Origin of the sequence: Gordonia heveisoli, from assembly GCF_030315745.1 — a bacterium.
Classification (GTDB): domain Bacteria; phylum Actinomycetota; class Actinomycetes; order Mycobacteriales; family Mycobacteriaceae; genus Gordonia.
In genome coordinates this window covers 113,583-135,159 of the sequence record NZ_JASXSH010000004.1, presented here as the reverse complement: position 1 = coordinate 135,159, position 21,577 = coordinate 113,583, and the positions used below count along the sequence as shown (strand labels likewise).

Sequence of the window (21,577 nt, the reverse complement as noted above, 5' to 3'; positions counted from 1 at the left end):
GATTGTGAGCTGTGCACAAGGTTCTGGCCGAAGGTGCGCAACGTCACTGAGACCTCTAAACTCGAAACACAGGCCCGGTGTGTTGGTCGGTATGCTTGGTCAATCGTTCCCGACTCTGTTGTCGAATTTCGATATCCGGAGCGGTTGCAACGGCCGGTGGAATTCGGGCGAGACCAGACCGCAAGACGAGAGACGGGGTGAGCATCTTGGGTAGTGGTGGACTGTCCGACGCGCGTACCGCCAAGGTCATCCAGCTCTATGCCTCTCCCGGTTCTGCCAATGCCACGGGTGACCGTGACCGTGTCCGCCGCCGACATCCGAGTCAACAGCCCGGCAAACCTCCTGTGCGGCAACAGGGTTCACCCAGCTCGGCCGGACACCCCAACACCGACGGCTTCGGTCGACCGCCTGCGGAGATCACGCCGATCAGCGACGAGGTCGCCCTGTCCGACGAGGCGCTCGGTATCGATCATCGCGAGCCGAAGTCGCCGCCGCTGTTCAGCCTCGGCGGGATCCGGGGTGCGGTCGCCGACTCGCTGACCGCGACCGCAGGCTTCATCCGGGAACGGATGGCCGGCGAATACGAGGTCGACGACTTCGGTTTCGATCCGCATTTCACCGAGTCCGTCTGGCTGCCCGCGATCCGTCAGGTCTACGAGAAGTGGTTCCGGGTTGAAGTCACCGGAATCGAGAATCTGCCCGTCGAGGGTGGCGCACTGCTCGTCGCCAACCACGCGGGGACCATCCCCATCGACGCGATCATGACGTCGGTCGCGGTCCGCGACAACCATCCGACCGGCCGCCACCTCCGCCTGCTGGCCGCCGACATGGCCTTCGACACCCCGGTGATCGGGGAGGTCGCGCGCCGGATCGGCGCCACCCTGGCGTGCAACCACGACGCCGATCGGCTGCTGCGCGCCGGGGAACTGACCGCGGTATGGCCGGAGGGTTACAAGGGGATCGGCAAGCCGTACAAGGATCGCTACAAGCTGCAACGCTTCGGTCGTGGTGGATTCGTCACCACCGCGCTGCGTAACGCCGCGCCGATCATCCCGGTGTCGATCGTCGGCTCGGAGGAGATCTATCCGATGCTCGCCGACCTCAAGCCGTTGGCCAAGGTCCTCGGGTTGCCCTACTTCCCGGTCACACCGCTGTTCCCATGGCTGGGACCGCTCGGCGTCATCCCGCTGCCGTCGAAGTGGCACATCCACTTCGGCCGGCCGATCGAGACCGGCGGCTACGACGAGTCGTCGGCCGACGACCCGATGGTCGTCTTCGATCTGACCGACCATGTCCGGGAAGAGATCCAGCAGACGTTGTTCCGCATGCTGAGCCGTCGCGGCGGCATCTACTTCGGCTGACCGGACCCGGTTTCGGCCAATCCGGCCCTTTCTCTGCGGAGCCGGCCGTGGGCTGCTACGAATCAGCACATGCGAGCAGTGGTGTGCCGATCGGGCGAACTGAGTGTCGAAGAACTGCCGACTCCCCAGCCGGGGCCCGGCGAGGTGTTGCTGCGGGTGACGCGTGCGGGCATCTGTGGTTCCGACCTGCACGCGCGGTTGCATTGCGACGACACCGCCGTGGTGGCGGCCGACATCGGATACGACGGGTTCATGCGCTCGGATCAGTCGGTGGTGATGGGGCACGAGTTCACCGGTGAGGTCGTGTCCTACGGTCCGAAATGCCGCAAACGCTGGAAGCCGGGTACGCCGGTGGTGTCGGTACCGATGGTCAAGCACGGCGACGACCCGCATCTGACCGGACTCTCCGAGCACGCACCGGGTGCCTACGCCGACTTCGTGGTGGTCGCCGAGGATATGACGATGGAGGTCCCCGAGGGTCTCTCCGTCGACCAGGCGGCGCTCACCGAGCCGATGGCCGTCGCGCACCATGCGGTGCGGCGCAGCGAGATCTCCAAGCGGGACGTCGCCGTCGTCATCGGGTGCGGGCCGATCGGGCTGGCGGTGATCGCCATGCTCAAGGCGGCCGGGGTGCGGACGGTGGTGGCCAGCGATCTGTCGGAGGGACGGCGGGCACTGGCCGGCGCGGTCGGCGCCGACGTCGTCGTCGACCCGAATGTCGAATCACCGTGGCAGCGTGCCGCCGAGATCGGCCACTACGTGACCACCGCGCAAGGGTTGTTCGGCGCGGCCTTCGCGGGTATGCGGACGCTCCGGCGCATCCCGGTCGTGCCGTGGGCGTCGATGTTCCGTGTCGCCGATCGGCTCGGCGCCACCCCGAAGGGGGCTTTCGTCTTCGAATGTGTGGGTACGCCGGGGATGATCGAACATGTGGTGTCCTCAGCGCCGTTCCGGTCGAGGATCGTGGTCGTCGGGGTGTGTATGGAACAGGACGCGTTCCGCCCGGCGATGGCGATCAACAAGGAACTCGAACTGCGCTTCGTCTTCGCCTACGACCCGGCCGAATTCCACCAGACTCTGCAGATGATCGCCGCAGGCGAGGTCGACGTGCGGCCGCTCATCACCGCCACGGTCGGTTTGGACGGGGTGCCCGCGGCCTTCGACGCACTGGGTTCGGCCGAACACCACGCCAAGGTGCTGATCGACCCGACGAGTTCGGTGGCAACGCTCTAGTGCTGCTGGTCACCGGCCCAGTGTGGCGGCGAGTCGGGCCACCGCATCGGTGAGCGCATATGCGCACAGGTCGGCGATGGCGAATCGATCCGTCGAGGGGTCGTGGACCCAGCTGTGGACGCACTCCTCGGTGAAGGCGAGCCAGGCGGCGACGATGGTGGGCAACAAGGCGTCCGCGTCGGGGGAGAGTCGCGGATCGTCGAGGCCGCGGATCTGTGCGACGACGATATCGGTGAGGCGGTCGCGGTCGTGCTGGTCGCGATCGCGCAGCCGGGGATCACTCACGGCGCGGCGGATGATCGCATCGGCGGTGTGCGGGTATTTCGCGTAAGCGTCGAGGTAGCCGAGAACGCCTGCCCTCGCCCGCTCGAAGGGGGAGGCCGCCGGGTCGATCGCAGCCGCGGTGCGCGCGATCATCCGATCGGAGATGGTATCCACCACGGCGGCGAACAGGGACAACTTGTCCGGGAAGTACCGGTACATCAGCGCCCGGGATACGCCGGCCTCGTTCGCGACATCCTCCATCCGCACCTGGTCGTAGGGCCGATCCCCGAACAGTCGCAGGCCGACGTCGACGAGTTCGGCGCGCCGCGATTCCGGGGAGAGCCGCCGTCGGGGGCTCTCCGTCGGTTTCGCCGGCTTTGTTGACACATGTTGAATAGTAACTGCATAGTGTTAGTACACATATGTCTACTAAGGCGGTCGGCTATGGCGTTGCCCCACCCACCTCATCGGTTGCCGCTCCTCGGCGACGTCATCGGCATGAATCCCCAGGCGCCGATGCAATCCCTGGTCGACATGGCCGGCAGGCTCGGCCCGATCTTCGAGACCACGACGATGGGCGCCCGCTACGTCGTCGCCGCCGGGGTCGACGTCGTCACCGAACTCAACGACGAACGCCGGTTCGCGAAATACCTTGGCCCGGAACTGGTTGCACTGCGGCCGGCGGCCGGCAACGGCCTGTTCACCGCAGACGGCGACGATCCGCAGTGGCGGGCCGCGCACGAGTTGCTGATGCCCGCCTTCACCAAACAGTCGATGCAGGGCTATCACGACACCATGCTCGACGTCGCCGCTGAACTGACCGACTGGTGGGACGGTCGTCTGGGGCAGCCGGTCGACGTACCCGCCGACATGACCCGCACCGCACTGGAGACAATCGGAAGGGCTTCGGCCGGTTACGGATTCGGCGGCTTCGGGGATGCGGAAGCGCCGCCGTTCGTCGGACATATGGTCGGCGCGCTGCAGAGCGCGCTGGTCGGCTCCTTCCTGCGGGAGAGCTGGTTGCCCAATCGGTGGGCACGGCGATCCGAGCGCCGGGTGCGGCGGCACGGCGAGGAGTTGGGCGCCATCGTCGACGACATCACCGCGACCCGCCGGGCGATGATCGCCGCCTGCGCCGACGACTCGTCGGCGCCAACGCCGCCGGCCGACCTGCTGACCATGATGCTCACTCCCGGGCCGGACGGCACGCCCGTCCTCGATGACGCGAACATTCGCTACCAGCTCATCACCTTCCTGATCGCCGGCCATGAAACAACCTCGGGAGCAATGTCATTCGCCCTCCACGAGTTGTCGACGCGGCCCGACCTGATCGCCTCGGCGCGAGCCGAGATCGATCAGGTGTGGGGCGACGACCCGCGGCCCGACTTCGAACAGGTGACGAAGCTTCGCTACGTCCGGCGCCTCCTCGACGAGACGTTGCGTCTGCACCCGACGGTGCCCGGCTACTTCCGGGTTGCGCGGGAGGACACCGTGCTGGACAACGGGCACCGGGTCGAGGCGGGAGACTGGTTCCTGGTCCTCGTCGGCGGATTGCACCGCGATCCGCGGTGGGGGCCCGGGGTGGATGCGTTCGACCCCGATCGATTCCTCCCCGAACGGGTCCGATCACGACCGGCGAACCTGTACAAACCCTTCGGTACCGGGCTGCGGGCCTGCATCGGTCGCCAGTTCGCCATCCACGAGGCAGTTCTGGTGCTGGCCACGCTGATTCGTCGTTACGACCTCGCGCCCACCGTCGGCTATCGACTCCGCACCGCGGAGCGGCTCACCACCATGCCCCGAGGCTTGCACCTGACGCCGACCCGCGCGACACAGGGGGTGCTCGCCACCCGCTGATGGTCGGCGTGGGGCCGATTCGATATCGGTGGCGGGCTATCGCTGATGCCGCAGCAGCCGGGTTGCGGCCGCCGCACCACCTGCGGCCGCGCCGAGTGCGAGAGCGGTACCCGCACCGTATTTCGCGGCCTTGCGTGCGGTCCGGAAATCGTACATCTCCCAATCGCGCACCTTGGCCACGTCGCGCAGGTCCGCATCGGGGTTGATGGCCACCGCGGTACCCACCAGCGACAGCATCGGTACATCGTTGTGCGAGTCGGAATATGCGGTGCAGCGCTTGAGGTTCAGCCCTTCGCGGATGGCCAGGGCGCGCACCGCGTGGGCCTTGCCCGGGCCGTGCAGGATGTCGCCGACGAGCCGCCCGGTGAACACGCCGTCGACGCTCTCGGCGACGGTGCCCAAGGCGCCGGTCAGGCCCAGCCGGTCGGCGATGATCTGGGCCAGTTCGACCGGCGTCGCGGTCACCAGCCAGACCTGCTGCCCGGCGTCGAGGTGCCGCTGCGCCAGCGCGCGGGTGCCCGGCCAGATCTTGTCCGCGATGTACTCGTCGAAGATCTCCTCACCCAACTCGACCAATTCGGAGGTGGGTCGGCCGGCGATGAAGGACAGTGCCTTCTCGCGCCCCTCGGCGACGTCGGCCGCGTTCTCCTTACCGGTGATGCGGAACTTCGCCTGAGACCAGGCGAAGTCGAGAACATCGCTGTAGGAGAAGTACTTTCGTGCTGCGAGTCCGCGCGCGAAGTGCACGATCGACGCGCCGTGAACCAGGGTGTTGTCCACGTCGAAGAAGGCGGCGGCGGTCAGATCACGGGGCGCCTGCGTTGGTTCGGTGTCGGCGGGCTCGCGTGACCGCAGCGAGTCGACCGCGGCCTTGGCGCTCGCCTCGCCGGCCAGCGTCTGGCGCAACTCGGCGGCCGTCTGGCGGAAACGTCCGGTGGCCGCCGACGCCCGACCGGAGATCCACGCGGTGACCCGGCTCGCATCCTCGTCGAGGATCGAGTGCAACTCTGCGGTCTCGTCGTCATCGTCGTCGGAATCGTCGGAATCGGCGGTGCCGGTCGCTTCGTGCGCCTCCCAGTCGTCGGGATGCGGATGTACCCCGTCGTCCTCGGTGACCACGGGTCCCGTCGATTCGGCGGCCCCGGCAGCAGTGTTCTCGGCAGCGGTGATCTCGGTGGATTCTGCCGGTAGACCGGCGGGTGCGTCGGTGTTCTGGTCGTCGTTCTCCGGCTTGCCGCCCACAGACTCCTCGCCCACCGAGCACCTCCATCACGCCGATTGCGCGCATCGACCGCGCTGCCGCCTTCCACCCTACCCAGACCGACCCCGTCGTCCTGGCAGACTGTGCGGAGGGTCTCCGCGCGGCGCGCCGGACGAGTCGGGAAGGATCGACGATGGAACTCCAACTGCTGTCCCGCACGGGCTGCTCGGCCTGTGCGACCGCACACGCCGAGCTGACCAGGATCTGCGCCGAGCTGGGTGTCGGCTTCACCGACATCGACGTCGACGCCGCAGCCGAGGGCGGCAACCGTGAGCTGCGGGCCGAATACGGGGACCGGCTGCCGGTGATCCTGCTCGACGGTGTCGAACACAGCTACTGGGAAGTGGACGAACCCCGGTTGCGCGCCGATCTCGCGGCGCGACTCGGCTGACCGGCCCATCGCGGGCAGGGTCGAGTGTGAACGGGTTCACACGGGGTAATAGGCTGACACCCCGACAGTCGCACCCGATCCGGTGAGAGCCGATTCGGGCGCGAAATCTGGTTCGTGAGACCGAAAGCGGGGGTGGCGACGGTGAGTGAGCCCGCACCCGATCCCACCCCGGAAGTGGCCGAATCGGCCCCGGAACCGGCCGATCACGACGACGCCGGGGTCGAGTCGGCGATCGATGCCGATATCCCGCGTCCCGCGGTGGCCCGACTGGCCGGTTACCTGTACGTGCTGCGGTCCTTCAGTCAGCGCGGTGTGCTCGTCGCATCGAGCGGTGAACTCGCGCGCGCCGCCGGCGTCAATCCGGCGATCCTGCGCAAGGACCTGTCCCATGTGGGCGCCAACGGGGTGCGCGGCGTCGGCTATGACGTCGGCAGGCTGACCGCGCGGATCTCGATGGCGCTGCACACCGACAACGTCCAGCTGGTCGCGCTGGCCGGCGCGGGCCGCCTCGGCCAGGCGCTGCTCGCGCACACCGGCTTCGGCCGCGGCTTTCAGGTCGTCGCACTCTTCGACGAGGATCCGGCGCTGATCGGGCAGGCACTGACCCCCTCGGGACCCACGATCGGACCGTTGTCCGACATCGACAAGATCGGATCGTCGGATGCGCCGCAGGTCGAGATCGGCGTGGTCGCGACCTCCGACGACCACGCCCAACGGGCCTTCGACGCCTTCGTCGCGGCGGGGGTCCGGCAAGTCCTCAATGTCACTCCTGTGTCTCTGTCTACGGATGCGGATGTCGTCGTCAGACAGGTTGATCTAGCCTTGGAGCTACAGGTGTTGGCTTTTCAGGCGTCTCGGCCCTCCTCTTCGGGGGCCGCCGAGCGGCTGCCGAGCGGCCGACGCCGGCCAAGTGTGATGGGTGAAGAAACGGTGACAGCGTGAGTGTTCTGTTGTTCGGGGTGTCACATCGCAGCGCGCCAGTCGAGGTGCTCGAGCGATTGACCGTCTCCGACCACGACCGACCGAAACTGGTCGACGAGTTGCTCTCCTCGAGGGCGATCTCCGAGGCCATGCTGGTGTCCACCTGCAACCGCGTGGAGATCTACGCGGTCGTCGACGCCTTCCACCCGGCACTGGAGGCCGTCGGGGCGGTCCTCGGCGACCACTCCGGCATGACCATCAACGAGATCACCCGGCACGCCTACGTGCGCTACTCGGAGGCGGCCGTCGAGCATCTGTTCACCGTCGCCGCCGGTCTGGACTCGATGGTGGTCGGGGAGCAGCAGATCCTCGGCCAGATCCGCAACGCCTACCTGAACGCCGACGCCAACAAGTCGGCCGGACGCGTCCTGCATGAACTCGCCCAGCAAGCGCTGCGCGTCGGCAAGCGGGTGCACAGCGAGACCGGCATCGACCGCGCGGGCGCGTCGGTGGTCTCGGTGGCCCTGCACCGTGCGAAGTCGATGCTCGGTTCCGACACCGGGATCCGTCGCGCCGTGGTCGTGGGTGCCGGTGCGATGGGTGGCCTGGCCACCGCACACCTCGCCCGCGAGGGCGCGCAGGAACTGATCGTGGTCAACCGGACGCTGGAGAACGCCCAGCATCTGGCAGGCAACGTCGCGGCCAATCACGGCATCCGCGTTCGGGGTGCCGGACTCGACGAACTGGCCGCCGTGATGGCCGACGCCGACGTCGTGGTCACCTGCACCGGCTCCGTCGGGGCCGTCGTCACCGTCGGTGAAGTGCATTCGGCCCTGGCCGCCCGCGCCGAGGCCGGGCCGCTGGTCCTGTGCGACCTCGGCCTGCCCCGCAACGTCGATCCGGCCGCCGGCCGGTTGCCGAATGTGCACATCATCGACATCGAGGGTCTGCGTGGCTACGCCGAGACTCAGGCGGCCGAGAACGACACCCTGGCCGCGCGGTCGATCGTCGCGACCGAACTGGCCGACTACCTGACCCACCAGCGGCAGGCCGAGGTCACCCCGACGGTCGCCGCGCTGCGCCAGCGTGCCGCCGACGTCGTCGAGGCCGAGATCCTGCGGCTGGAGACGCGGCTGCCCGAGCTCGACGATCCGCAGCGCGACGAGGTCGCCAAGACCGTGCGCCGCGTGGTGGACAAGCTGTTGCACGCCCCGACCGTGCGGGTCAAGCAGCTGGCGTCGACACCGAACGGCGACCACTACGCGCAGGCGCTGCGCGAACTCTTCGAGCTGAAGCCGGGCGCGGCCGAGTCGGTCGCCGCGACCGACCACCTCGACACCATGGGCGCGGACGATGCGCCCGGCGAGCACATCGATCAGGCGGACAAGTGAGCGAATCGAATAACGGGCCCGTCCGTGTGGGCACCCGGGGGTCGCTGCTGGCCACCACCCAGGCGCAGACGATCGCCGATGCCATCACCGCGGCCGGACGTCCGGCCGAGCTGGTGATCATCAAGACCGCGGGTGACGAGTCGGCGGCCCCGGTCGCCGAGATCGGCGTCGGGGTGTTCACCACCGCGATCCGCACGGCACTGCGGGAGGACCGCTGCGACGTCGCCGTGCATTCCTTCAAGGACCTGCCGACGGCGCCGGAAGAAGACCTGGTCATCGCGGCGATTCCCCCGCGGGAGGATCCGCGCGACGCGCTGGTCAGCCGGGACGGCCTGGTCCTCGGTGCGCTGCCACCGGGAGCGACGATCGGGACATCGGCCCCGCGACGGGCGGCGCAGCTTAGAGCATTGGGTCTCGGTTTGGAAATCCGCCCCCTAAGAGGCAACCTTGATTCTCGGTTGGGCAAAGTCGCCAGCGGCGAACTCGATGCAGTCGTGGTCGCTCGTGCCGGTCTCGTCCGAATTGGACGGGCAGATGAGGTTACCGAGGCATTCGATCCGGTGGTCCTTCTGCCGGCGCCGGCACAGGGTGCTTTGGCTGTGGAGTGCCGCTCCGACGATGCCGAACTGGTGAGAATACTCGCCGAGTTGGACGACGCGTCCACCCGGGCGGCGGTTGACGCCGAGCGGGCCGTGCTCGCGGCGCTGGAAGCCGGGTGCACTGCACCGGTCGGAGCGATCGCCGAGGTGGTGGAGTCGATCGACGAAGACGGGCGCATCTTCGCCGAACTGTCGCTACGTGCGGCGGTGGCGGCCGAGGACGGATCCGATGTGATCCGGGCCTCGGTGGTGGGGCCGGTCGATCGTGCCGAACAACTCGGTAAGGATCTCGCCGCCGAACTGCTGGAGCTGGGAGCGGGCGAACTCGTCAACTCTCCGTAGCTCCGGCAAGGAACTGCAGCCCTCGTAGTGAGGGCAGGAGAGTGCGAACTCATGAGCCGTACGAAGAAGGCCAATCCGGGACGGATCCTGTTCGTGGGGTCGGGTCCCGGGGACCCAGACCTGCTCACCGTGCGGGCGCGAACCGTGATCGCCAACGCGACGACGGCCTACATCGATCCCGATGTGCCGGCCGCGGTGGTGTCGCTGATCGGCAGCGCGCATCGGACCGAGCCCACTCCGGACACCCGTCGTTCGACGAAGAAGGCCGCATCGGCCACCGACGGCGCCGACGATGCTGCCGACACCACGGCCGAGGACACCGCGGCCGAGGAACCCTCGGTGGTTCATCCGGCGCTCGGGGACCCCAACGAGGTCGCCAAGACGCTTGTCGCAGCGGCCAAGGCTGGTGACGACGTCGTGCGTGTGGTCTCCGGTGATCCGCTGACCACCGATTCCGTGCTGACCGAGGTCAATGCCGTGGCCCGCACCTCGATCATCTTCGAGGTGCTGCCGGGGCTGCCGTCGGCGTCGGTGGTGCCGAGCTACGCCGGTATGCCGCTGGGGTCGACCCACACCATCGCCGATGTGCGCGGCGAAGTGGACTGGGCCGCCCTGGCAGCGGCCCCGGGCCCGCTGGTTCTGCACGCCACCTCGGGACATCTTGCCGAGACCGCGAGCGCGCTGACCGAACACGGGATGGCCGCGCAGACGCCGGTCGCGATCACCGTCAACGGCACCACCTGCGCCCAACGCACCATCGAGGCCACCCTCGCAACCCTCAACGAGCAGGGCAACGCGCTGTCGGGTCCGCTGGTCCTCACCGTGGGCAAGGTCGTCGCCGCACGCGGCAAACTCTCCTGGTGGGAGTCGCGGGCACTGTACGGCTGGTCGGTGCTGGTGCCGCGCACCAAGGATCAGGCTGCCGACATGAGTGACCGGCTGGTCAGCCACGGCGCGATCCCCAAGGAAGTGCCGACCATCGCCGTCGAACCGCCGCGCAGCCCGGCGCAGATGGAGCGTGCGGTCAAAGGACTGGTCGACGGCCGCTACCAGTGGGTGGTGTTCACCTCCACCAACGCGGTTCGTGCGGTGTGGGAGAAGTTCGCCGCCTTCGGGCTCGACGCTCGCGCCTTCTCCGGCGTCAAGATCGCCTGTGTCGGCGAGGCCACCGCGGAAAAGGTGCGCGCCTTCGGCATCAACCCCGAGCTGATCCCGTCGGGTGAACAGAGCTCCCTGGGTCTCCTCGAGGAGTTCCCGCCGTTCGACGACGTCTTCGACCCGGTGAACCGAATCCTGTTGCCGCGTGCCGACATTGCCACGGAGACCCTGTCCGAGGGGCTGCGCGAGCGTGGCTGGGAGATCGACGACGTCACCGCGTACCGCACCGTGCGTGCGGCACCGCCGCCCGCCGACACCCGCGAGATGATCAAAACCGGCGGCTTCGACGCGGTGTGTTTCACCTCGAGTTCGACCGTGCGGAACCTGGTCGGCATCGCCGGAAAACCGCACGCGCGCACCATCGTCGCGTGTATCGGACCCAAGACTGCCGAGACCGCAACGGAATTCGGGTTGCGGGTAGATGTGCAGCCGGAGACGGCCTCGATCCCTGATCTGGTCGACGCGCTCGCCGAGCACGCCGCCCGGCTGCGGGCCGAGGGTGCACTGCCCCCGCCGCGCAAGAAGTCTCGACGCTCGCGTTCCTAGCGTGCCCCGGCCGCCCGGCCGGTTCCAGACTCGGGTGAGGAGATTCCACGATGGTCCCGGTGGTTCGACCGCGCAGATTGCGCACCACGCCGGCGATGCGTCGGCTGGTGGCCGAGACAACGCTGGCGCCAAGACAATTGGTGCTGCCGATGTTCGTCGCCGATGGGCTCGACGATCCTCGTGAGATCTCGTCGATGCCCGGCGTCGTCCAGCACACCTTCGACTCGCTGCGTCGTGCGGCGGCGGAGGCGGTTGAGGCCGGGGTCGGTGGCCTGATGCTCTTCGGGGTGCCGCGGACCGAGGACAAGGACGCGCGCGGTTCGGGCGCCGACAGTGACGACGGCGTGCTCAACCGGGCGTTGCGGTTGCTGACCGACGACCTCGGCGACGCCACGGTGCTGATGGCCGACACCTGTCTCGACGAGTTCACCGACCACGGACATTGCGGTGTCGTCGACCCACATGGGCGGGTCGACAACGACGCCACCCTCGACCGTTATGTGTCGATGGCGCTGGCTCAGGCACGTTCGGGTGCCCACCTGCTCGGTCCGAGCGGCATGATGGACGGCCAGGTCGCGGCCATCCGCGCGGCCCTGGACGAGGCGGGCTTCGCCGACACCGGCATCCTCGCCTACGCCGCCAAGTACGCCTCGGCGTTCTACGGTCCGTTCCGCGAGGCGGTCGGGTCGTCGCTGGAGGGCGATCGGCGAACGTATCAGCAGGACCCGGCGAACCGGATCGAGTCGCTGCGCGAGGTACGCCTGGATCTGGACGAGGGCGCCGACCTGGTCATGGTGAAGCCGGCGATGAGCTACCTCGACATCGTGCGGGACGTCGCGGAGATCGCGGACGTGCCGGTGGCCGCCTATCAGATCAGCGGCGAGTATTCGATGATCACCGCGGCGGCCGAACGCGGCTGGATCGATCGCGATGCTGCGATCCTGGAGTCGCTGACATCGATCCGCCGCGCGGGTGCGTCGATCATCCTCACCTACTGGGCCACCGAGGTCGCGCAGCGACTGGGCTGAGTGTCGCGCAGCGACTGGGCTGAGTGTCGCCGCCCGCGCTCCCCGCGAGCAACCCCCGGACATCAGGACTAGTGGCGGGTGAACGCCATCAGTGCGTAGCCGCCGGCGACCAGCAGACTCCCGGCCAGCGTCACATAGACGCCGGTGGTGGTGACGGCTCCCTCGGGAACGTCGGCGAGGGAGAACAGGGCCCCGGCGAGCGCGACCACCAGGGAGGCCAAGGCGGTCAGCCGCCAGCCGTCGCCGTGCGCGCCGCGGAGTCGGGCCAGGGCGACGACGATCGCGGCCAAGGCCGCGACGAATGCCGCCCAGTGCAGTTTGCCGGTGGACAGGTCGTGCCCCGTCCCGGTGACGAATCCCCAGCCGTTCACCGACACCGACTCGTCGAGTTCGAGGTGATACCAGGGCAGGCAGTAGGCGATGATGACGATCACCGCGCCGGCGAGCGCGAGTAGCGCACCGGGCGACGGGCGTCGCCGTGCGGCGGTCGCGGTCGGACGCGCGCCGGATCGGTCGTCGGCCGAGGAGCGCGAGCGGTGCGTCTGCGGCATGACTGTGCGTTCCCCCCTCGGACATGTGACCCACTCTGGTGGTGCGGACTCCCGGCGCCGATCGTCGGCCCGACCTCCGGAGCCCGGCGACCGTTTGGCCGAGTCAACCATGCGTCGCCGACGCTGTCGACCTCGTGGCACCGCTGACGTGCCGATTCGGTTCGAACGAATGACAGGACTCGGGTACGGGGTAGCCGCCCGTCGCGGACCGGGGCGGCCGCTGTCGCGGCCACTATCCTGGAGGGCATGTTCGATTCGACGCCGCCGCCGGGCTCGCCCGGCCCGTCCACCCGCCCCACAATTCCCGATGCGATCTCGATTGCGACCGAACTCTGGATCGCCGTCATCGTCGGCCAGATCGTAGCCTTCATCGCCCAGTACGACTCGGTGGCCACCTCGATCCGCGACCAGGTCCGCGACAGTGCGGGGGACCTCGGTGCCGATCAGGTCGATCTGATGACCTCGACCGGCTTCGTCGTCGGCACCATGGTGGTCGCCACCGTGGTGCTCTCCGCCATCCCGGCAGTGTTCGTGTTGCTCACCCGGGCCGGGCGGAACTGGGCGCGGATCGGGCTCGCGGCGCTCGGCGTCTACGTCGCGGTGAATGCCCTGCTGTCCCTTTTCTCCGATATCGAACCCCTGTGGGCGATGGTTCCGCTGGTCATCAGCGGTGTCGCGGCGATGGCCGCCACGGTGATCCTGATGCGCCCGGATTCGGCGCAGTACTGCAAGGACATGGCCGAGTTCCGCAAGCCGAAGCCGCCTGTCGGTTATCCCACCCCCTACCCCTACGGTTCCTATCCGCCGGTACAGCCGCCGGTGCCGCCCGCGCCGGGCGTCTATCCGCCGCCCGGCTACGGCGGGCCGGCTGCCACGGGAAATCCCGATGAACTTCGGCCGCCAACACCGGACGCGGCGCCGTATGGTGTCGGGGGACCGGCATCGCCCCCGGCGGTCGAGTCGCCCGGGGCAGCGTCGGATCCGACCGATCCGCCCACCGACCGCCCGACCCCGACCGAAGGACCGCAGAACCAGTGACCACTCCTGATCCGGCGCAGCGCCCCAAGCTCGTCGTCTGGGCTTATCGGTGCTGGCTGACCGCCGGCGTGCTGCTGATCCTGGTCGGCCTCTGGTACATCATCCTGGGGCTCGTCGCCCCACGGTCGCTGGATCCGATGGCGGTCGGCGTGCTGGTCGCCGTCGTCGGTGTCGCCTACATCCTGATCGGCAGCCGCGCGTTCGTCGGCGACGCGCGGTGGCGGTCGTCCCTCGCGGCGTTGACCCTCGTGGTGGTGGCACTGTTGCTGGTGCTCAGTTTCGTCGCGCCGATCCTGGCTTTCGCGCTGATCGCGGGTGTCATCGGCATCTTCGGGTCGCTGCTGGCCTACCGCCCGGAATCGGAGTTCTGGTACACGGGTGAGATGCCTCCGGAACGCAAACCGCTGTTCGGAGGCCGGGGACCCGGTCGCAAGGACCCGGGCGGCAAGGGGACGGGTGGCAAGAAGTGACCGACTCGGAGCGGCCGGACGAGGTCGGGGCCGAGGACATCGCCGCCGCCGCTGATCGCGCTGATGACGCCGCTGAGGGGACTGACACCGCTGAGGGCACCGACACCGCTGAGGGCACCGACAGCGAGGCCGGTGACCCCGACCGTGGCGAGGTGCTCTTCGCCGAACCGGGCGGCAGCTGGTGGGTCGTGTCGATCGGACCGCTGCTGGTGCTGATCGTCCTGATCATGGAGATCACCGGTCCGGGCAGTGTGCATTGGCCCGTGCTGCTCATCTTCCTGGTCGTCCTGGGCGGATTCTCGGTCATCCAGGTGTTCGCCGCCCGCCGCCACGTCAGCGTCGAGCTCACCGACGCCGGACTGCGCGAGGGCACCGGATATCTGCCGCTGGACAAGATCGACAAGATCTTCCCGCCCAATCACGGCTACGACGCGCAGGACTGGGAGAGCGCTCCTGCGCTGGGCGAACTTCACGCGGTCCCGCGGCGGCGGAAGGGTATCGGTCTGCGCCTCAAGTCCGGCAAACTCGTGCAGGCCTGGGCGCGTGACGTCGAAGGTCTCCGACGCGAACTCACCGAAGCGCACCAGGCGGTGCGACTCGGTCTACCGCCGCGCACGGTCAAACGCGACGACTGACCGGATCTGGCTTCTGGTCACCGGATGGGTATCTGCGGTGGCAGCATGACAGGTGTGGCGGATGACTCCGGTGCCGACGGTGACCCAGACCGGATCAACCCAGACCGGATCAACCCAGACCGGATCAACCCAGGTAGGGACGATCCGGATTCGGATTGGAACTGGTCCCAGCGGGCGGAGACCGGCACCCAACGTCTGGACCGGAACTTCTCGGCGCTGCTGCAGGAACTGCGGGTCGTGCAGACCGGCGTGCAGATCCTCACCGGATTCCTGCTGACGATCCCTTTTCAGGACGGCTTCGAAGATCTCGGCGGAACGCTGCGGGTCATCTACCTGATCACGGTCTCCTGCGCGATAGCGGCCGCGATCCTGCTCGCCGCCCCGGTGGCCTTGCACCGGGCGTTGTTTCGTCAACACCGGCTCGACGTGGTGGTCACGGCCGCGCACCGGCTCGCGTATCTCGGCCTGCTGCTGCTCGGGCTGGCCTTGTCCGGTGCGGTGACCGTCGTCTTCGGGGCGACGGCCGGGCCGGTGGCGGCGATCGTCGCCGGGACGGTCACACTGCTGGCGATACTCGCGGTGTGGCTGCTGCTGCCGGCCGTGCTGCGTGTCCGGCTCGCGTCGCCGGCCCGCGACGACTGACGTTCGCGGCGGCTCCGTCAGCCGTGTTCGAGCATCGGCGCGGCGAGCAGGGCTTCGGGGATGCCGAAGGCGTCGACCAGTGTCCGCGCATGCGGACGCAGTTCCTGGCACAGCGAGTTGACGCCCCGCCGGATCGCCTTGGCGCGTTCGACCGACACCTGCCGGTGCATCAGGAACCACGACAGGTCGGCCTCCAGCGCGGAGTAGACGAACAGATCGCAGACCTTGGCCAGCAGGTCGGCCGCCGACCGTGAGTCGCAGTCGGCGATGGCCTGAACGAAGGCTTCCAGCACCACCCGTTCGGTGTGTGCGGTACCGACCTTGAGTAGATGATCCTGGGCGTCGTTGAAAATCTCGAACGCGTCGGTGTCGTCTTCACCGGCCCGGCGCAGACGCTGCGCACAGGTGCGGACCAGATGATCCTCCCGATTGCGGAACAGCCGGATCTGGGTGCCCCGATCGGCCAGTGACGAATTCTCGGTGTCCTCGTCGGAACTGTCGAGCAGGGTCTGTACGACCTGGCGCACGGCGGTTTTCTCGGCCACCACGTCGCGGGCCATACCCGCGATGAACCGAACCCAGCCGCCCGCGGACAGTCCGCGGAGGTCTTCGGCGTAGGCGCCGAGCAACTCCTTGGCGACCAGCTGCGTCATCACCGTGTTGTCCCCCTCGAAGGTGGTGAACACGTCGATGTCGTCGCGGATGATCGACAGCTGGTTCTCGTCGAGATAGCCTGCGCCGCCGCACGCCTCGCGGCTGGTGTTGACCGCGGCGCTGGCGTGCCAGGTGGCGTAGGCCTTGAGTCCGGCGGCGGCGCTCTCCAGTTGGCGCTGACGCTCCTGGTCGGCGGGGTCGGTCTGAGCGCGGTCGGCGGCCGCGGTCTGCACATCATGTAGTTCGGCGGTCAGCTCGTTCTGTGCACAGGCGATCGCATAGGACTTGGCGATGAGCGGCAACAGTTTGCGCTGATGCCCCAGATAGTCGAGGACGGTGATCTCGTCGTCGCCGTCGGGGGCGTCGAACTGTTTACGCAGCAGCCCGTACCGGGTCGCGAGGGTCAGGGCCTTGCGGCCGGCGGCGCCTGCGGTCGCGGCAACACTGACCCGTCCGCGGATCAGGGTGCCGAGCATGGTGAAGAAGCGACGATTGGGGTTCTCGATGGGGGAGATGTAGGTGCCGTCGGCCTCGACGTCGGCGTATCGGTTGAGCAGGTTCTCGGCGGGCACCCGGACGTTGTCGAAAGTGATACGGCCGTTGTCGACACCGGGCAGGCCACCCTTGTAGCCGCAGTCGCCGGTGGTGATACCGGGCAGGTCGTTGCCGTCGGCATCGCGGATCGGGACGACCAGACAGTGCACCCCCTGGCTCTCGGGCTCCTCGTCGGGACCGCCGGTGATGAGTTGTGCGAAGACCGCGGCGAAGCGGGCATGCTGCGCCGCCCCACCGATGTAGTCCTTACGCGAGCTGGGCGTGGGGGAGTTGATGACGAATTCGCGGGTGTCGCGATCGTAGGTCGCGGTGGTTTCCAGCGCCTGCACATTCGAGCCGTGACCGGTCTCGGTCATCGCGAAGCAGCCGAGTATGTCGAGGTCGATGATGCCCGGCACATAGCGCTGGTGGTGACGTGCGGTGCCCAGGTTCTCGACCGCGCCGCCGAACAGCCCCCACTGCACGCCGGATTTCACCATCAGCGACAGATCGGCGTATCCGAGCATCTCGATCGCGGTGATCGACGCACCGACGTCGCCGGTGCCGCCATGGTCGGCGCCGAAGCCGGCCGCCGCGAAGTCGTGGTCGGCGAGTTCGCGCATCTCGGCGAGGATCCGTGCGCGGGCTTCGTCGAGTGTGCGGGACGGATCGGGCAACAGGTCGGCGCGATCGGTGCCGGCGCGGACGGTGTCGCGGGTCGCGCGCCAGCGGCCGTCGAGCACGTAGCGCACACCGTCCACGAGAAGTGCGCGTTCGTCGTCGGACAGGTCGTCGGTCACCGGTTCGTCGTGTTCTGGCGTGGTCGTCCCGATCTCGTCGGTCGGTGCCGTGGAATTGTCTGCGTTCTCGGTCAAAGCGGCCATGAACTCCACCGTAGGCGAGATCGTCGGTGGGCCGGCGTGGTTGCCGTGGTGCGTCGGCCGGAATGCACCCACTTTCGGGGGTGGCGGACCGGTGATTGTGATCTCTACCATTGATGGGCGCCAAAGCCGCCTCCGGTCACAGTGCCGGGCGCGGACTGCGTCCTGCCCCCACGACGGCCGACACCACCCGGCCCCGACCCGAGAAGGCATCCATGTCGACAGTCTCGACCCCGACCCCCGCCGTCGGCATCGATCTCACTGGTACCGGCCTGGCCGGAGCCAATCGCTCGGAGATGAGCCCGCTACGTTTCCTCGACCGTGCCTCGACCGTGTTCGGTGACCGCGACGCCATCATCTACGGGAAACGCCGCTACAGTTACGCCGAGTTCGCCGACGAGACGCAGCGTCTGGCCCGGGTGCTGAAGAGCCGGATCGCCGACGGTGACCGGGTGGCCTTCCTCGCCCCCAATCTGCCGGAGTTGCTCATCGCGCACTACGCGGTGCCGCTGGCCGGCGGGGTGCTCGTCGCGCTCAACTCCCGGCTGGCCGGCCCCGAACTCAGCTACATCCTCAACCATTCGGAGTCGACGGTGCTCTTCGCCGACGCGGAGTTCCGCTCCACCGTCGCCGACATCGTCGCCGATGTCCCCGCGTTGCGCGATGTCATCGAGATCACCGATCCCGAGTTCGGGCCGGGCCCCGGCGAGGCGCCCGCGGTGATCGACGGATTGCACGCCTACGCCGACTATCTGGCCTTCGCCGACACGCTCGATCCGACGCCGTTGCCGTGGACCGTAGACGACGAGAATCGCGTCATCACCATCAACTACACCTCCGGTACGACGGGAAAACCCAAGGGCGTCATGTACACCCACCGCGGGGCGTATCTGAACTCCTTCGGCGAGACCTTCCACAATCAGTTCACCGGCGCCAGCCGGTATCTGTGGACGCTGCCGATGTTCCACTGCAACGGATGGTGCACGCCGTGGGCGGTCACCCATGCGTCGGCCACGCACATCTGCCTGCGTGCGGTTCGCGCCGACGCCATCTGGTCGGCCATCGACGAGCTGGGGGCCACCCACATGTGCGGTGCGCCGACGGTCTGTACGACCATCGCCGGTGCCCCGGCCGCGCACCGTCTCGACCGTCCGCTGCACATCACCACGGCGGGTGCGCCGCCGTCGCCGACGGTGATCGGCCAGTTGTCGGCGCTCGGCGTGACGGTCGTACACGTGTACGGGCTGACCGAGGTCTACGGTCCGTACACGATCTGCGAATATCAGTCGGCGTGGGATGAGTTGTCCCCGACCGAGCGGGCCGCCAAGCTGTCCCGGCAGGGTGTCGGCATGGTGCAGGCCGAGAATGCGCGCGTGGTCGACCGCGACCGCGCCGAGGCGGGTGAACTGGTCGACGTCGTTCCCGACGGCGAGGCGATGGGCGAGATCGTGCTGCGTGGCAACAACGTGATGGCCGGCTATTTCAAGGATCCGGACGCGACCCGGGAAGCCTTCGCGGGCGGCTGGTTTCACACCGGCGACCTCGGTGTCATGCATCCTGACGGCTACATCCAGCTCAAGGACCGGGCCAAGGACATCATCATCTCGGGCGGTGAGAACATCTCCACCGTCGAGGTCGAGCAGGCGCTGGTCAGCCACGACGCAGTCCTCGATGTCGCGGTCATCGGTGTGCCGGACGAGAAGTGGGGGGAGCGTCCGCGTGCATACGTCCTGTTGCAGAGCGGGCAGTCGCTGACGGCCGACGAGCTGATTGCCCACGCGCGGAAGTTGTTGGCCGGCTACAAGGTTCCCCGCGACATCGTCTTCGCCGAGGATCTGCCGCGCACCCCGACCGGCAAGGTGCTCAAGTTCGAACTGCGCCAGCAGGCGACCAACGACTGAATCGGCTGCGGCCGCACCGCGTTCGGGTCACGGTGTGGCGCCGCGCGCGAGTGCTCGCCGTCGTCGTCGGGAACTGTGACGGCGCTGCAGGTCGACGCTGATCTCGGCGGGCACGAGTTCGTCGGGGATCAGGGTCCCGCCGGGCGGGGACAGGCTGGTGACCGACAGTGCTGCGTGGCCGGGGCGGACACGCCAAATGCTTGCGCGCGAACGTGATTCGACGTATCCACCGAGCCGCAATGTGATCCATTCGGGGCCGAAGTCGGCGGCCAGTGGTGCTCCCGGGGGTGCGGCGGCCGCGTAGGCGGCCGGGGTGCGAATCCAGATCAGGTAGCCGACGGTGCCCGCACATGCCGCGACCACCGCGACCGTCCACACCTGTTGTGCGGGTGCGTTGTCGGTGCCCCAGGCGAGGGCGGTGACGGCGATGAGGAACGGAATCGCGGTGATCGCCGCTACCCGGGCTGCCGTCGTCGACCGTACGGCACGCGACAACCGTGTCGGCAGCGAGTCGTCGGCGCTCGCCACGGTGTGCGCGGTCCGTGGTGGATACGGTGGCGCATCCGATTTCGGTGTGGGCGGGGCGCCGGTGTAGGCGGCCGGTTCCGGCGGTGCGGATGTCGGGGCGTCGGCCCTCGGCCAGACCGCACCCCGGCGTCGGCGGCGCGGTCGGGCGAGCAGATCATCGCGGATCGCGGCAGGCACCAGAGCGTCGGGGATCAGCAGATTCTGATGTGCGGAGGTCCGTACGAGCAGTGCCGTGCTCACCTCGCGGACCCCGACGATCAACTCGCGGGCGACGACGGTGTGGCTGTCGGTTCGGCCGAGACCGATCCAGTCCGGGGTGAAGTCGGCGTACATCTGGGTCCCCGGTGGTGTCAGTCGCCGCTGGTGGTCGGGTGCCGCCGAGCGTAGGAGGAGCGCGACGAAGAGTGCGCCGACCGCACCGGAGAACAGGAGACCGGTCAGCAGCGAGGTGATGATCGCGCGCGGGCCGTCGTCGGTGCGCCCGAGTGCCGCGAGGATCGCGGGCACCCCGACGATCACGGGTACGAGCAGCCAGAGGATTCGTTTGGCGTAGAAGTCCGCACGTCCCAGTGCGGATACCACGTCGTCGGTCAGCGTCGTCGTGACCCGGATGCCGCCGCCGGGCAGCGTCGTGGTGGTCGGGGCCGACGTTGGCTGGACGTCCCGGTCCCCGTCGCGCCGCGCGATCATGGGGTCGGCTCGGAGCCGCTCGACGTGGGTTCGGACCCGGTCACGATGCCCTGGCTGTAGGCGCGCCAGAGGGGCACGGTGATCTCGTCGACCTGGGTGGCGATCTGCTCGTCGGACAGTTCGCCGCGGACGACGAGGTCGTGGCGTGCCAGGGTGATCGGCAGCCCGAGGACCTTGACGGGGATCGGATGGGGACCGAGTTCGCCGCGGGCGACGGCCCGCGCCAGGATCGGCGCCACGACGTCCTCGGTCCGTTCCAGGATCAAGGTCAACAGCGGGGCGGCGGCGTCGGTTTCGAGTTCGGCGATGACCCAGAGCAGGATGCGCCGGTTGTCGGCGGTGATCAGTGTGCGCAGGGTGCTCAGCAGTGCGGTGATGTCGGTGCGCAAGGCCCCGGTGCCGGGGAGCGCGGACAGCGTGGCGAGACGGGTGCGCACCGTCTCGGTGAAGGCGGCTAGCACCATCTGCGCTTTCGTCGGCCAGCGGCGGTAGAGGACGGGTTTGCTGGTGCCTGCGCGGGCGGCGACACCCTCGAAGGTGATCCCCGCAAAACCGCGCTCGTCGACTTCGGCGGAGATCGCGTCGAGCAGGGCGCGTTCGAGTTCGGCGCCGCGGCGTCGTGTTGTCGTCACTACGTCTCCCGAGTCGTACCAATAAGAAACGTTGCGTTCCTTTCAGTCCAAGGCTACCCTCTCCGTATA

20 protein-coding genes are annotated in these 21,577 nt (G+C 68.4%); 14 read left to right on the top strand and 6 right to left on the bottom strand.

What is annotated here, in order from left to right:
* The first annotated feature begins 197 nt into the window (after positions 1-197).
* Both QSJ18_RS05135 and QSJ18_RS05130 read left to right on the top strand, forming a co-directional pair.
* Positions 198-1,361 (top strand): lysophospholipid acyltransferase family protein, encoded by a 1,164-nt coding sequence (locus QSJ18_RS05135; RefSeq protein ID WP_286325189.1) that lies wholly within the window; start codon positions 198-200, stop codon positions 1,359-1,361.
* A gap of 69 nt (positions 1,362-1,430) precedes the next feature.
* Positions 1,431-2,594, top strand: a complete 1,164-nt coding sequence (locus tag QSJ18_RS05130; RefSeq protein ID WP_286325188.1) for a zinc-binding dehydrogenase — start codon at positions 1,431-1,433, stop codon at positions 2,592-2,594.
* A 9-nt stretch (positions 2,595-2,603) separates the two neighbouring features.
* Here QSJ18_RS05130 and QSJ18_RS05125 read toward each other — a convergent pair whose 3' ends face one another.
* Complete coding sequence (locus QSJ18_RS05125; RefSeq protein ID WP_286325187.1) at positions 2,604-3,245, bottom strand: TetR/AcrR family transcriptional regulator; 642 nt, start codon at positions 3,243-3,245, stop codon at positions 2,604-2,606.
* 57 nt (positions 3,246-3,302) lie between these two features.
* Between QSJ18_RS05125 and QSJ18_RS05120 the strand changes: the two genes are divergently transcribed.
* Positions 3,303-4,715, top strand: a complete 1,413-nt coding sequence (locus QSJ18_RS05120; RefSeq protein ID WP_286325186.1) for a cytochrome P450 — start codon at positions 3,303-3,305, stop codon at positions 4,713-4,715.
* Between the two features lie 36 nt (positions 4,716-4,751).
* Here QSJ18_RS05120 and QSJ18_RS05115 read toward each other — a convergent pair whose 3' ends face one another.
* Positions 4,752-5,834, bottom strand: a complete 1,083-nt coding sequence (locus QSJ18_RS05115) for an HAD family hydrolase (protein WP_462475992.1) — start codon at positions 5,832-5,834, stop codon at positions 4,752-4,754.
* Positions 5,835-6,109: 275 nt separating this feature from the next.
* On the opposite strand from QSJ18_RS05115, the gene QSJ18_RS05110 reads away from it, so the two are divergent.
* The 6 genes from QSJ18_RS05110 (at position 6,110) to hemB (ending at position 12,352) form a co-directional block, all read left to right on the top strand.
* Complete coding sequence (locus QSJ18_RS05110; protein WP_286325183.1) at positions 6,110-6,367, top strand: glutaredoxin family protein; 258 nt, start codon at positions 6,110-6,112, stop codon at positions 6,365-6,367.
* A 174-nt stretch (positions 6,368-6,541) separates the two neighbouring features.
* Positions 6,542-7,309, top strand: a complete 768-nt coding sequence (locus QSJ18_RS05105) for a redox-sensing transcriptional repressor Rex (RefSeq protein ID WP_462475991.1) — start codon at positions 6,542-6,544, stop codon at positions 7,307-7,309.
* A complete protein-coding gene (locus QSJ18_RS05100) occupies positions 7,306-8,679 on the top strand; it encodes a glutamyl-tRNA reductase (RefSeq protein ID WP_286325181.1) in 1,374 nt (457 codons plus the stop codon). Before QSJ18_RS05105 ends, QSJ18_RS05100 begins: the two co-directional genes overlap by 4 nt.
* Positions 8,676-9,620, top strand: coding sequence for a hydroxymethylbilane synthase (gene hemC, locus QSJ18_RS05095; RefSeq protein ID WP_286325179.1), 945 nt, complete (start codon positions 8,676-8,678; stop codon positions 9,618-9,620). Before QSJ18_RS05100 ends, hemC begins: the two co-directional genes overlap by 4 nt.
* A 51-nt stretch (positions 9,621-9,671) precedes the next feature.
* The gene (locus QSJ18_RS05090) at positions 9,672-11,324 is read left to right on the top strand and encodes a bifunctional uroporphyrinogen-III C-methyltransferase/uroporphyrinogen-III synthase (protein ID WP_286325178.1); all 1,653 of its coding nucleotides are present in this window, start codon (positions 9,672-9,674) and stop codon (positions 11,322-11,324) included.
* Positions 11,325-11,374: 50 nt separating this feature from the next.
* Positions 11,375-12,352 (top strand): porphobilinogen synthase, encoded by a 978-nt coding sequence (gene hemB, locus QSJ18_RS05085; protein WP_286325177.1) that lies wholly within the window; start codon positions 11,375-11,377, stop codon positions 12,350-12,352.
* 68 nt (positions 12,353-12,420) lie between these two features.
* Here hemB and QSJ18_RS05080 read toward each other — a convergent pair whose 3' ends face one another.
* Entirely contained in the window at positions 12,421-12,903 is a 483-nt protein-coding gene (locus tag QSJ18_RS05080) for a hypothetical protein (RefSeq protein ID WP_286325176.1), read from the bottom strand.
* A 246-nt stretch (positions 12,904-13,149) separates the two neighbouring features.
* On the opposite strand from QSJ18_RS05080, the gene QSJ18_RS05075 reads away from it, so the two are divergent.
* From QSJ18_RS05075 to QSJ18_RS05060, 4 genes are read left to right on the top strand one after another with little or no spacing between them, the layout of a single operon-like run.
* Positions 13,150-13,941, top strand: a complete 792-nt coding sequence (locus QSJ18_RS05075; protein ID WP_286325175.1) for a hypothetical protein — start codon at positions 13,150-13,152, stop codon at positions 13,939-13,941.
* Positions 13,938-14,411: a hypothetical protein gene (locus QSJ18_RS05070; RefSeq protein ID WP_286325174.1), complete on the top strand. Its 474-nt coding sequence runs from the start codon at positions 13,938-13,940 to the stop codon at positions 14,409-14,411. Before QSJ18_RS05075 ends, QSJ18_RS05070 begins: the two co-directional genes overlap by 4 nt.
* Complete coding sequence (locus QSJ18_RS05065) at positions 14,408-15,046, top strand: DUF3093 domain-containing protein (protein WP_286325173.1); 639 nt, start codon at positions 14,408-14,410, stop codon at positions 15,044-15,046. The genes QSJ18_RS05070 and QSJ18_RS05065 overlap by 4 nt, the downstream gene beginning before the upstream one ends.
* A gap of 45 nt (positions 15,047-15,091) precedes the next feature.
* Positions 15,092-15,688, top strand: a complete 597-nt coding sequence (locus tag QSJ18_RS05060; RefSeq protein ID WP_286325172.1) for a DUF6328 family protein — start codon at positions 15,092-15,094, stop codon at positions 15,686-15,688.
* 17 nt (positions 15,689-15,705) lie between these two features.
* Here the strand turns inward: QSJ18_RS05060 and QSJ18_RS05055 are convergent, their stop codons facing one another.
* Positions 15,706-17,760 (bottom strand): acyl-CoA dehydrogenase family protein, encoded by a 2,055-nt coding sequence (locus tag QSJ18_RS05055; RefSeq protein ID WP_286325171.1) that lies wholly within the window; start codon positions 17,758-17,760, stop codon positions 15,706-15,708.
* A gap of 212 nt (positions 17,761-17,972) precedes the next feature.
* Here QSJ18_RS05055 and QSJ18_RS05050 point away from each other — a divergent pair, with 212 nt between their 5' ends.
* Positions 17,973-19,658 carry an AMP-binding protein gene (locus QSJ18_RS05050; RefSeq protein WP_462475987.1) on the top strand — a complete coding sequence of 562 codons (1,686 nt, stop codon included), beginning with the start codon at positions 17,973-17,975 and terminating at the stop codon, positions 19,656-19,658.
* Positions 19,659-19,685: 27 nt separating this feature from the next.
* Here QSJ18_RS05050 and QSJ18_RS05045 read toward each other — a convergent pair whose 3' ends face one another.
* Together QSJ18_RS05045 and QSJ18_RS05040 are read right to left on the bottom strand one after the other, a co-directional pair.
* Positions 19,686-20,876 (bottom strand): hypothetical protein, encoded by a 1,191-nt coding sequence (locus QSJ18_RS05045; protein ID WP_286325170.1) that lies wholly within the window; start codon positions 20,874-20,876, stop codon positions 19,686-19,688.
* Positions 20,873-21,508, bottom strand: coding sequence for a TetR/AcrR family transcriptional regulator (locus tag QSJ18_RS05040; RefSeq protein WP_286325169.1), 636 nt, complete (start codon positions 21,506-21,508; stop codon positions 20,873-20,875). Before QSJ18_RS05040 ends, QSJ18_RS05045 begins: the two co-directional genes overlap by 4 nt.
* Positions 21,509-21,577: the final 69 nt, after the last annotated feature.